Source organism: Alkalihalobacterium sp. TH-98 (assembly GCF_057473385.1).
Genome location: NZ_JBYCKM010000045.1, coordinates 165943 through 178619, shown reverse-complemented (window position 1 = coordinate 178619; position 12677 = coordinate 165943). Strand labels below are relative to the sequence as shown.

General features: G+C 37.3%; 12 protein-coding genes. 5 read left to right on the top strand and 7 right to left on the bottom strand.

Going from position 1 to position 12677, the window contains the following annotated elements:
- Positions 1-76 precede the first annotated feature (76 nt).
- The 6 genes from argD to ctaG form a co-directional block, all read right to left on the bottom strand.
- Positions 77-1210 (bottom strand): acetylornithine transaminase, encoded by a 1134-nt coding sequence (gene argD, locus AC2VNP_RS16485; protein WP_486918382.1) that lies wholly within the window; start codon positions 1208-1210, stop codon positions 77-79.
- Positions 1207-1986: an acetylglutamate kinase gene (gene argB / locus AC2VNP_RS16480; protein WP_486918381.1), complete on the bottom strand. Its 780-nt coding sequence runs from the start codon at positions 1984-1986 to the stop codon at positions 1207-1209. Before argB ends, argD begins: the two co-directional genes overlap by 4 nt.
- Positions 1987-2009: 23 nt before the next feature.
- Positions 2010-3245: a bifunctional ornithine acetyltransferase/N-acetylglutamate synthase gene (argJ, locus tag AC2VNP_RS16475; RefSeq protein ID WP_486918380.1), complete on the bottom strand. Its 1236-nt coding sequence runs from the start codon at positions 3243-3245 to the stop codon at positions 2010-2012.
- Between the two features lie 31 nt (positions 3246-3276).
- Positions 3277-4317: an N-acetyl-gamma-glutamyl-phosphate reductase gene (gene argC / locus AC2VNP_RS16470; protein WP_486918379.1), complete on the bottom strand. Its 1041-nt coding sequence runs from the start codon at positions 4315-4317 to the stop codon at positions 3277-3279.
- Between the two features lie 359 nt (positions 4318-4676).
- Positions 4677-5309 (bottom strand): SCO family protein, encoded by a 633-nt coding sequence (locus AC2VNP_RS16465; protein ID WP_486918378.1) that lies wholly within the window; start codon positions 5307-5309, stop codon positions 4677-4679.
- 72 nt (positions 5310-5381) lie between these two features.
- Positions 5382-6311 carry a cytochrome c oxidase assembly factor CtaG gene (ctaG, locus tag AC2VNP_RS16460; protein ID WP_486918377.1) on the bottom strand — a complete coding sequence of 310 codons (930 nt, stop codon included), beginning with the start codon at positions 6309-6311 and terminating at the stop codon, positions 5382-5384.
- A 182-nt stretch (positions 6312-6493) separates the two neighbouring features.
- On the opposite strand from ctaG, the gene AC2VNP_RS16455 reads away from it, so the two are divergent.
- The 5 genes from AC2VNP_RS16455 to AC2VNP_RS16435 all read left to right on the top strand — a co-directional run bounded on the left by AC2VNP_RS16455 (position 6494) and on the right by AC2VNP_RS16435 (position 9259).
- Complete coding sequence (locus AC2VNP_RS16455) at positions 6494-7312, top strand: Cof-type HAD-IIB family hydrolase (RefSeq protein WP_486918376.1); 819 nt, start codon at positions 6494-6496, stop codon at positions 7310-7312.
- Between the two features lie 78 nt (positions 7313-7390).
- Positions 7391-7534 (top strand): hypothetical protein, encoded by a 144-nt coding sequence (locus tag AC2VNP_RS16450; RefSeq protein ID WP_486918375.1) that lies wholly within the window; start codon positions 7391-7393, stop codon positions 7532-7534.
- The gene (locus tag AC2VNP_RS16445; RefSeq protein ID WP_486918374.1) at positions 7527-7748 is read left to right on the top strand and encodes a DUF3813 domain-containing protein; all 222 of its coding nucleotides are present in this window, start codon (positions 7527-7529) and stop codon (positions 7746-7748) included. Before AC2VNP_RS16450 ends, AC2VNP_RS16445 begins: the two co-directional genes overlap by 8 nt.
- Positions 7749-8082: 334 nt before the next feature.
- The gene (locus tag AC2VNP_RS16440; RefSeq protein ID WP_486918373.1) at positions 8083-8535 is read left to right on the top strand and encodes a GNAT family N-acetyltransferase; all 453 of its coding nucleotides are present in this window, start codon (positions 8083-8085) and stop codon (positions 8533-8535) included.
- A 118-nt stretch (positions 8536-8653) separates the two neighbouring features.
- Complete coding sequence (locus AC2VNP_RS16435; protein ID WP_486918372.1) at positions 8654-9259, top strand: hypothetical protein; 606 nt, start codon at positions 8654-8656, stop codon at positions 9257-9259.
- Between the two features lie 243 nt (positions 9260-9502).
- On the opposite strand, the gene AC2VNP_RS16430 is transcribed toward AC2VNP_RS16435, so the two are convergent.
- On the bottom strand, positions 9503-12571 hold the full coding sequence (locus AC2VNP_RS16430; protein ID WP_486918371.1) for an efflux RND transporter permease subunit: 3069 nt from the start codon (positions 12569-12571) through the stop codon (positions 9503-9505).
- Positions 12572-12677: the final 106 nt, after the last annotated feature.

The following is a 12677-nucleotide window of genomic DNA, read 5'->3' as shown; positions in this document are numbered from 1 at the left end:
TATTTATTTCTGTTAAGGTATTTTTATTCAATTAGCTGTAAAAAAAATTCTCTTTCCCTCTAATTTTAGTCCTGCTTTATAGAACTTCAGCTAAAATCGTTGCTGCTTGTTCCAGTTGCTCATTCGTCACTGTTAACGGCGGTAATAAGCGGATAACATTTGGACCAGCACTTAGTGCAAGAAATCCCTTTTCTCGCATCTTTGTTATCAACGTTCCGACTTCACCGTCACATTCAATACCAATCATTAATCCTTTACCTTTAATTTCTTTAACGAAATTAGAAGAGGTTAATTTTTCATTTAGTAATTCTTTAAAATAGTTACCTTTTAATTCTACTTTCTGAAGAAATTCAGGTTGGAACACTTGTGACATAACAGCAGAAGCGGCAGCAGTTGCTAATGGATTTCCGCCGTAGGTTGACCCGTGGCTTCCTGGACCAAAAGCTTCCTTTAGTTTTTCTTTTCCGATAACTGCACCAATTGGAAAACCGTTCCCTAGTCCTTTGGCTGAAACGATAATATCTGGTGAAAGATTATAGTGCTCATAGGCGAACGCTTTCCCCGTTCTTCCTATACCTGTCTGTACTTCATCCACAATCAATAATATTTCATGATCCATACATAGCTGTTGAAGTTCTGCCATAAATTGTGGGTCTGCAGGGTGAACTCCACCTTCTCCTTGAATGACCTCAATCATAACGGCAGCCACTTTGTCATCTATTAAACGCTTAACTGACTCAATGTCATTGAATACGGCATATTCAAACTGTGGAAGTAGTGGGCCGTAACCTTCATGAATTTTTTCTTGGCCTGTTGCAGACATCGATCCGAATGTACGACCGTGAAAAGACTGTTTAAAAGATATGATCTTCCACTTTCCCGTATATTTTCTAGCGAGTTTGATCGCTCCTTCATTTCCTTCAGCCCCACTATTACAGAAAAAAACATAATCGCCACAAGAGTGTTCGGTTAGCATTTGTGCTGCTTGCTCTTGAGTAGGTATATGAAATAAATTAGAAACGTGCCACACTTGATCTAACTGTTCTTTTACTTTTTGATGAACGACTGGATGGTTATGACCTAAATTACATACACCAATTCCAGAGGTAAAATCTAAATATTCTTTTTCGTTCGCATCAATTAATATTGCCCCTTCGGCTTTTTGGACAGTTACATCCCATCTAGCGTACGTTGGAAAAATAGAACTCATGTTAAAGCCACCTTTTCTTTAATAACTTTCGTTCCTACGATTGAGCCGTGTTTCGTTAATGAAGTTCCTTTTCCATTCACAATCATCACCGCTTCAATCTTTCCTTGTAGACTTTTTATGGCTGCTTTCACTTTCGGAATCATGCCACCGTATATCGTCCCAGTCTCAATTAATTGCTCGACTTCTTCTGTTGTCACTTGTTCAAGTAAAGTTCCATTTTTTAAAATGCCAGGAACATCGGTTACAAATAACAACTGTTTAGCATTTAAAGCATCTGCAATCACGCCAGCCGCAGTATCAGCGTTAATGTTGTAACGTTCACCGTCTTCTCCTATTCCTATCGGTGCGATAACAGGAACTAAGTCACTTTCAATAAGCTGCTCAAGCAAACCCTTATTTATTGAGACAGGTTCCCCCACAAATCCAAGCTTTTCTTTATCAATCGGTGCAGCAGTTATTAGCTTCCCGTCACATCCGGATAAACCGATACTGTTTAATCCAGCAGCTTGTAATTTAATCACTAAATTTTTGTTTACTTTGCCGCAAAGAACCATCTCTGCCGTATCTAATACGTCTTTTGTTGTTTTACGTAAACCGTTAATAAATTCACTTTCTATTTTCATTACTGTTAATAGCTTATTAATCTCAGGACCGCCTCCATGGACGATCACTGGTGCTTTTCCTGCATCTTTTAAAGATTTAATACTAAGAAAAAACTCATCTGAAAGTTCCCCGATTGTACTACCTCCACATTTAACAACGACAATCTCTTTCATAGTTCTCCCCTCATCGTTATCGCTTACGTACGATAACCTGCATTTATTCTGACGTAATCATACGTTAAATCACAACCCCAAGCTTTACCAAAACCATCGCCGACATGTAAATCTACTTTAATAATAATATTTTCATTATTTAAGTAAGCAGTTGCTTCCTCTTCTGAAAACGAAACTGGTTGACTCATCTTTAAAGTTTCAATAGGTCCTAACGCAATATCTATTGTTTCTGGATCAATGTCAGCTCCACTATAACCAATTGCACAAATAATACGTCCCCAGTTTGCATCCGTTCCAAAGATAGCTGACTTAACTAAGTCAGAACCTACGATTTGTTTTGCAACCTTCCCAGCTTCCTCGTCACTTTTAGCACCCTTCACTTGAACTTCGATTAGTTTCGTTGCGCCTTCACCATCTCGAGCAATTTTTTTCGATAAACCTTCACACGTCTTCTCTAGTGCTGTGAGAAAATCTGACCAATTTGGGTGCTCTTCAGTCAACGGATCGTTATTCGCTAAGCCGCTAGCCATAACAACAACCATATCATTTGTTGACGTATCTCCATCAACAGTAATTCGATTAAACGTTTTGTCTGTTACATATGATAATGCTTTTTGTAAATCTTTAGGTTCAATATTTGCATCTGTTGTCACAAAACCAAGCATTGTCGCCATATTCGGGTGGATCATTCCAGACCCTTTTGCCACGCCGCCAATCGTAATTTCCTTCCCATCGACTATCGTCTTATAACACGCATGTTTCTTTACGGTATCTGTTGTTAAAATCGCCTCATTAAAACGATTGGCACCCTCAAATGATGCTTCAGGCTCTAATTCTGCTATACCTTTTCTAATCTTATCCATCTGTAAAAATTCCCCAATCACTCCAGTTGAAGTGACGGCTACTTGATGAACAGGTATGGCAAATTTATCTGCTCCAAGTTGACGCATTTCGTACGCGTCTTCCAAGCCTTTTTTTCCTGTGCATGCATTGGCATTTCCGCTATTAACAATCACAGCTCTTAGCTTTCCTTCAGTGGCAATGCTTTCTTTTGTTACTTTTAATGGTGCTGCTTGAACTTTATTTAATGTATATACAGCTGCACTACTGGCAGGTACTTCACAAATAATTGCGCCTAAATCGAGTCGTCTCTTTTTAACAGCTGTATACACTCCTGCTGCTGAAAATCCTTTTGGTGTAATAACTGTTCCACCGTCAACCGCAGTCACTGTTTCCACTTTATTACTTAATGAATTCATTCTGTAATCCACCTCTCGTTATCCCAATGGTTTAAGGGTAAGTCGGAATATAGTTTAATCCTGAAGTCTCCTCAAATCCGTTCATTATATTTAGGTTTTGAATTGCCTGACCTGCCGCGCCTTTCATTAAATTATCAATGACTGAAACAACCGATATTCTCCCTGTTCGATCATCATAAGTCACACCAATATCACAGTAATTTGTACCGTAAACTTCTTTTGTGGAAGGATACTCGCCTGTTTTTCTAATTCTTACAAATGGTGCATCCTTATAGGTTTCTTCAAAAAGGTCGCGCAGCTCTTTTTCAGTTAATTGGCTGTTAACACTATTCATATAAATGGTAGACATTATCCCTCTTGTCATTGGTACAAGATGTGTACTAAATGTAACAAACGGAACCTCGCCGCCATAAACATTTAATCCTTGCTCAATTTCAGGGATATGTTTATGTTGATTGACTTTGTATATTTTAAAGTTATCATTCATTTCACTAAAGTGAGTAACCGGTGAAGGCGACCTGCCTGCACCTGAGACTGCTGATTTTGCGTCAATGATAATGCTTTTATTATCAATGAATTCATTTTTCACAAGCGGTAATAAACCGAGTAGTGTTGCTGTTGGATAACATCCGGGATTGGATATTAATTCAGCTTTTTGTATTTTTTCTTTTTCCCACTCAGGTAAACCATATACTGCTTTTTCTAGTAGACTAGTATTTGCAGCATCGATTCCATACCATTGTTCATAGACTTTTCCTTCTAGTAGCCTTAAGTCGCCTGATAAATCAATGACTTTCAGCCCCGCCTCTAATAGTTGACCGGAAATGTCCCTTGATACTCCTGGTGGTGTAGATAAAAATACAACGTCAGCCTGCTGTTTAATTAGTAAAGGGTCAATGTCTTGTAAAACTAAATCTGTGATTCCTTGCAAGTGCGGGTAACTTTCACTTATCTTAATTCCTTGTTGTGAGGAAGAGTGAACAGAACTTAACTCAACCTCTGGATGATTATGTAGTAGCCGGATTAGATCTGCTCCGCCGTAACCTGTTGCTCCGATAATTGCTGCTTTCATTGGTTCTCCTCCTCCAAAAAATTGTCTAAAAATTTTCAACCAATTCCATATTCTTCACGTTGTGTATTATTATAAGTATGAATAAAAATAAATGCAACTGTATTTTTATTTTAAGCCGAATTTTCTTACACTTTGTTTTATTGATCTTTTACTAACAAAAAAAAAACATGATGAACTCGGACATCGCATACTGATTTATCGTCATTTACTTCTATTCTTTTTCATAATTTATACAGAAGCACAAAAAAACGTGTAGAAATCTCTACACGTTTTTTTAATAATTATAAATTTCTTTAATGATAGCAAGTTATAGTCTAGAAGATAGCTTTTAGAATGTTAGCCGTCAATGATCCTATTAATTATTGTTGTAAGTAGCGTTTCACATCATTAATAATTGGTTCTGGGTCTGCTTTTAAACCATCGTACGATCGAATGACATTTCCTTCTTCATCCACTAAATAAAAACTTGTCCCATGCATAATATCCTCACCATCTGGTAGTGGCTGAACGATCGTTTGGAAAGATTGATTTGCGATCTCTGTAATTTCGTCTTCTGAAAATCCAGTTAAGAACATCCAGCGAGAAAAATCAGCATCATTATTTTCACCATACTTGTGTAATCGTTCAGGGGTGTCATATTCAGGATCAACCGTAAATGATACCATCTTCACGTCTAAACCTTCTTCTTCAAGAGCATATTGCAACACTCGAAAATTCGGTGTCATTAAATTACAAACGGTTGGGCAGCGTGTAAATACCATATTCGCAATCCACGGAGTACCTAGTAAATCTTCATGAGTAACCGTTTCTCCAGATTCATTTACAGCTGTAAAAGGGATAATCGATAAGTCGGCTGGAGTAAGGTCCACAACTGTGTCATCTTTCTTATCTGTGTGATAGATCCAACCACAACCACTCAGGAGAACAGCGAATGCTAGTACTGGTAAGAGTATCTTACATTGTTGAAATAAATGTTTAAAATGAGGTTTCATAATAACAACTCCTATAATAAAACTTCAATAAGTGAGGACGTTACTCCTCACTCATTGACAGAATACTATAAATTAATTTTTAATCGTATGAGTAGCTGGAATATCACTGATTGAAGGTCCTTCAGATTGCTTTTCTTTCTTAATCCATTGCTTAAATACATAACCTAATGTAAACCCGTACGTAATTTCCTGCATGATTTTCATCAATATCCCTGCTAACTGCTGATCAGATCTAGGATTAATCGGTGAAAATGGATTGGCACCACTCGAAAATAGATTGTATGGAATTTCAGCACCTGCCGGTAAACAAAACGCCATTACTGTTGCCCATGTATTTGGATCGGTATATACACTATACATAGCTGTCGGCGCGAAGATAATCAGTGCACAGGCTGGTGTAATTAAAATACCATTAGCAAAGATATAACCCATTCTGCGTAAATCTGAAAGCTGTGCCTTGCTCGGGATCGGTGCAATCATGTGCCACCACATCAGCGTTGCAGCAACAAACATGAGCATTTCATAACCACTATGAAGCACGATGTTCTTCATTAAGAAATCAAAGATGTTTGGTAAATGATATACGGAGAAAAGAAAGTTGAAAAATAGCACGCCAATAAGCGGGTTAAAAAATAACTTCCCTACTCGCTGAAAGATAGTTCCTTTTGCTTTTTGAATAATGGCATGGAAAACCCATTTAGGCATCCCTAAAATAAATAAAGGTACTGCTATAAAGTAAGCAAAAACCATTTGAGCCATATGGAAGCTGATCATTAAGTGGCCAGCAACATATAAAGGGCTCCCCCAACCGAGGTAAAGAGCAAACAAACCAAGAATGAAGTACGTTTTTTGGCTGGCTGATACAGGCTCTGCTCCTACAAAGCGGTTTCTCCATTTGCCGACAAGTTTAAAATAGAGAAAGCCGACTAAAATTAATATAACGATGAGCTCTGGTGTCCATAATGCTCGAAAACCAAAGTTTGCAAATAATTGTTGTAACAATTTGCCTTCCTCCTATCGAGTGCATTTCTAATTAAATTATAGGGAATAAAATAACCATTAATAGTGTAAATAGAAGATATATGATACTCTCGTTAATAACTATAGCACACTTTACTGTTTTTCCTAAGCTGTAAAGTGATGGCTAATTTCTAACAATATTTTGAACGTAAAGGAGCTATATTATGAGCAATACTCATTTAATTGCCCTTGACCTAGATGGGACATTACTAAAGGACGATAAAACAATTTCAGCACGAACGAAACAAACGATTGAGTTAGCGAAAGCTGAAGGACATATTGTTTGTATCTCAACTGGAAGACCATACAGGGCGAGTGTACAATATTATAATGAATTAGGACTTACAACGCCAATCGTAAATTTTAATGGTGCATTTGTTCATCACCCTTTAGATCATTCGTTTGGTTATTTTCATACTCCCTTAGATGTGAAAACAGCCAAGACGATTATTGAAACATGTGAAGCATTCAGGGTCAATAATATTATGGTAGAAGTCATTGATGATTATTACCTTCGTTATTACGATGAAGTTTTTATTGAAAATTTTACATTAGGACAAAATCCTGTTGATTATGGTAATTTACTTAAAATTCTACAAGATGATCCAACATCTGTACTTGTTCATCCGAAAGATGAGCATGTTAATGACCTTCGAAATTTATTAGATGAGGCACATGCAGAAGTAGTTGATCAGAGGTCTTGGGGTGCTCCCTGGAACATTATTGAAATTATCCGTGCAGGAATGAATAAGGCGATTGGTCTGAAACGAATTGCGGATTTTTACCACATACCGAAGGAAAGAATTATCGCATTCGGCGATGAGGATAATGACCTTGAGATGATTGAATTTGCTGGCACCGGCGTTGCGATGAAAAACGGCATATCCCAATTAAAATCGATTGCAAACGAAATTACGTTAAGTAATGAAGAAGATGGTATCGCTATTTATCTGGAAGAAAAGCTTAACCTTAAAACTACATAAGACGCTTGCTCCTCGGAAAAAATATGATTGCGTGAGAAGTATTTCTCTCTTCAATCTTTTTAAAAGGAGCAAACACACATGAGCAAACGATCAAGATCAAAACGCGAAATTCAACAAGGCAAAGATGCTGTTCAACCGAATAATGAACGCTACAATAACGTAACAACAATGGCTGAAGCTGAAAAGCCAAACCCTAATACAGACAGGGAATGCCATGAGTAACCAACTGTTACAAGAGGCCAGAACTGCTGTGGAACTAGCCGAACAAATGACACAGCACGCTGTTACACCAGAAGAGATGCAAGCTGCTCAAATTCAGGTTGAAAAAGCGAGAAATAATTTACTTTCAGCTTTTGCCAATTCAACGACAGCCCAAAAAGAGCAATTAGAAGAAATTCAAGAGTCACTTAACCACATTGATAATGAATATCAGTAAAATCTAGTCCGAACCTCACTTTAATCTTGGGTTAACCTAAATATAAGTGAGGTTTTTCATGTCATAATGAACTACCACCTTTCACTTCCATATCCCAAGACTGTTTAAAACATTTTCTGGGTAAAGCTACACCGAGTATCGCATATTCATTGTTGAAGCAGTTAAATGTAAATTAAATCCATTTTAACTAACAAGATTCGACTTATTCCCCTACCCCCTCTATAAGTTTTATGTTAATCTATTAAATGGAGAATCGTTTCTAAAAGATGTGAACTAGTAGTAATTTGTAGACTAGTATTGAATATACTAGTCTTGAATAGGGGGACTAGGGTTTATGAAAATATTTGAAGTTCCAAAAGATGCAGATCAATCTTTACGCATTCGTATAGCCGATCTTCTAATGGGACAAATGGAGACTTTGGGTAAAGAAGATGCTTATGATTTACTTTTAGAGGCTATTAATCTTGCTCTCCAAGAAGGATCTTCTGCACATATTTTTGTAGCAGAATTGGAGGGAACAATAATCGGAGCTGCATTTTTTAATATTGGAATTAGTATTACAAAAGGCGGCCATTATATATGGTTAAACGACTTATATGTTCATAAGGAATACAGAAATCGTGGAATTGCCAAAAAGCTCCTACTTAAAATCATTTATTGGTCAGAAAATGAAGATATTAAAGGAATTGAATTAGAAACAGGAATTAATAATGAAGCAACCAAGGCTCTATATAACTCATTAGGCTTTTATGACATTATTTCAAAACGATACGGGTTTAGGTTTTAGAACTGTTGAATTGATATTCAACAGTTTTATTTTTTACTTCTTTTTTATTTTCGTTGTTCATAGTATAGTAGCAACCTTTAGAAATCTCAGTCATGACAGCGATAAAGGAGTGTGGCCCGTGTCTTATTATTACTACGAAGCAGAATTTAGCAACCTTCATGTGGAACTGTCCAAGCATGCACTCCATCAGTTTATTAAAAAAATGATGAATGAAAATTTCTCACTCTTCTGGCGGTATGAAGACGATACGATCTTACTCATTATTGACAACCATGAAACACTTTACGAAATACCATTCGTCCGTAACAATGATTTTCTTACATTGGATGTCGACTACCTGACTGTAAATGACGAAATCATTGTGGAAGCACTCGAAGTCATCATCTCTCGGTTCAACGGGAATGGAGTAGTAAAAAAGTTCACTGGTACTGGGGGCCCCCATTACATCACAAGTTACAAAACGGGGAGTATTCAGTCTATTATCGAAATTGATGGGAGTGAAAAAATTATTATGAATAGGAATGGTTCAATTGTAGAATATAGGGAGTATGGTCATAATTTAGAGCCTCAAACGGTTTACAACATTACAAAAATGGAGATTGATTACGAACTGATGGAATTACATGAGGCAATTCAAGAAAACGATGAACAAAAAATAAAAAACCATAAAAAACGGCTAAGGAAATTACTTAACCGCAAAGAAGAAGTATCTCAACTTTTATAAGATAGTATACAAAACCTTAGATAAGCAACGTTTGTTAGCACTTCACTTCCAAGAGTTTTTCATTTAAACTTACCTTTACATTCACTACATTCCATGGAGAAAAAAGAGGCTGACTCTTAATATGTGTCAGATTCCTCTTAAACAACGATAGGTGCTACATAAAATGTAGGGACTATCTTTAACAGGAGGAACACATATTTCAGTCAGCCTTGATTTCCATAAAAGCTTTTCAGATGCTCTTTTTTAACTCACCTTCGCAAGTTTCTTCATTTTACGCTTAGCTATAGCTGTGTATAGTGCCGGTACTAAAAGTAAGGTAAAGAATGTCGAGAAGAATATCCCTGAAATGATCGAAATTGCTAACGGTGTAAACAGTACATCTCCGCTAAGTGCTATCGGAACTAGTGCCCCAATTGCCGTTAAAGCTGTTAGTAAAATTGGACGTAATCTTGCTCTCCCCGCCTCAACAACTGCTTCTTTTAATGACGAACCAGCTCTTATTCTCTGTTCGATAAATTCAATAAGAACAATAGAGTTACGAACAACGATACCAGCTAACGAAACAACCCCCATCATCGCCATGAAACCTAATCCTGTTTGAGTGATGAACAGACCAATGACAGCACCTGAAATGGCCAGATACACCGTGCTCATCACCAGAATTGGCGTAGATAAAGAATAGAATTGAAAAGCCATTACAATATAAATAAGAAAGACAACTACAATGAAAAGTTTTCCTACTTCAATAAAGAAATCACTTCTAGCTTCGGTTTCCCCGCCAACAGTTATCGAGTAATCTTCACTTAATGAATAGCCGTCTATAACGTTATCAATTTTTGCTTCTAGTGATGTTTTCATATCTTCTCTTGGATAAATTCTTAAAGTTACTGTTCTTACCCCGTTCTCATGTGGGATGCGTTGTATTTCTTCTGAATTTTTCTCAGTTAACAACTCATCGAAACGAATGAAAACAGGCGGCCCTTGGGCCGTTTCAACTGGAACGGAAAGCTCAGATAAATCAAGTTCGCCATCCATGGTAGCCCCTTCGATGATTAGCCTCATATCATAATAATTGAAACTATCGTCAAATTGACCTACAGGAATACCTTCAGTTACTAATCGAATTTGTCGGCTGATTTCTTTTAATGAAATTCCGTATTCATCTAATTTACTACGATTGGGATCCAAAACAGTTGTTGGCCAAGGCTCACCGACATTATCAACAACGGTCCGTGTTTCTTCCATTTGAGCAATTGAACTTCTTAAATCACCGGTGATTTCAAGAAGTGTTTCAATTTCCTTACCTGATACTTTAATAGCAATTGGCGCACCGACTGGTGGTCCTGCCTCAATCGTTGTTAACTTTGTTTCAACTGATGGAAACGCCTCTTGTAATATGTCACTCCACTTACTAATCGTTTCTTCTGCTGACTGCTCTTCTTTATCAACACGAACGAGTAACTGCCCTGTATTCTCACCAGGTCCGGTTAACACTGAACCGAATAATGGCGGAAGCCCCGTACCTGTAAAGCGAGATACTTCGATAACTGATTGATCTTCCCTCATTCGCTCCTCGATTGAAGCTAACAGTTCATCTGTCTGTTCGATTGTCATTTGTACGGGCGCGATCACGTCAACTGTCACTTCTTGACGATCTGCACTTGGGAAAAAGACAACCGGAATAAACGGAACTAAACCGTATACAGTTGTACATAAGATAAGACCCAATATTCCAATTCGTAAAGGTTTTCGTACAATGTTTCCGAGGATCTTATCTGCATACCAGTCGGCAAGCCGGTCAATAGGTTTGCCAAGTAAACCATTATCAAACTTTTCAACCCTTTTTCGCTTTTTCTGACGCCATACACGATAAATAGGTACTAGTGTTAGCGATATGATGGTGGAAGCAATAATGGTAGTAATGAGTACACTTGGTAGTGCACGAATAAAATCACCGCCGCTTCCAGTAATAAAGACAAGTGGTAAAAATGTAAAAACAATAGCTAACGTTGATGTGATAATGGAGACTCTAACTTCTCTCGTACCATTTAAAGCCCCGTCTAGCGGCGAGTCACCGAGTTTATATCGACGTTCAATATTATCATTTACAACGATCGCATCATCAACTAATATCCCTAACGCTATAATAAACCCAATAATTGATATTTGATTTAAATCTACCCCTAAATAAGGTAATGGAATTAACCCTAATAAAATAGAAGTTGGGATGGCTAGCGCAACAATAACTGCCGAAGCAAAGTTTAACCCTAACAGCGTTACAATGATGACCACACCAACAGCGATCGCAAATGAAATCGCTAAATCAGTGAAAATCTCTGTGACAATATTATTTTGAGTATAAAAAAGATCGACCGACACAGAAGTTGGAAGACTTTCACTTAACTCAGATACTCTTTCATCAATCGTTCGATGAAGAGAAGGAACATCAATTCCTTTCTCAGGAATAACTGTAAATGAGATCGCTCGTTTTCCTTCATACGTAATAATATCTGTTGGTTTTTCATACCGAAGTTCAACTTGACCAAGTTCATCCAACGCAATTGGATCTCCCTCATTTGAAAACCCTACAACCAATTGACTAAGTTGATCAACATCTTTTACTACTGGCAGCTTTAATTGGGTTATACTACCGTTGCGTTCCTGTTTCCCCAGTGGAACTTGATCAAATTCTCCTTCTAATGCTGCCAAAATACTTGGAAGGAATATACCGTTTTCATTCATTTTTTCTTGTTCAAGTGTTATAAGTAACTCTTGAACCGGTATTCCTTTTACTACCGTTCCTTTTATTCCTGGAACCGACTCGATTGTTCTTTGCCAATCTCCAATTTGCGGCTGCAAAGCATACAATTCTTCGTAATTCCCATCTGTAACGAGGTGGTACGAAGATAACGCACCTAACGCTCGGTCATCACTAATAGAAGAAGATAAGGCGCCTTCAGGAAATGAACCTGAAATATTAGCTATTGCTTGACTGACTTTTGATAACACTTTATCTTGATCAATCCCATCATCTAACTCTAAGACGATGGTAGAAACACTAGCTGCTGAAATCGATGTGTGCTTATTAATCCCTTCTATTTTATCTAATTCTTCCTCAATCGGTACTGTTATCGATCGCTCTACTGTTACTGGATCAGCCCCTGGATAAATCGTTGAAATTGAAGCTACAGGAAGTGAAATCTCAGGTATTTCACGTTGTGGCAATTGAAAAAAAGTAATTAAGCCAATCAGTGTTAAGAAGAATAAAAGCATTAACGTAATTTTTGATTTTTGGATTAACCAATCGAACATAGCTTCCGCCCCCTAAAATAACAAACGTTATACATTTGTTATACAACACGATCAACTTTATTACAACAAATAATTCTCAATTAATACGAAAATAAGGCTCACGACA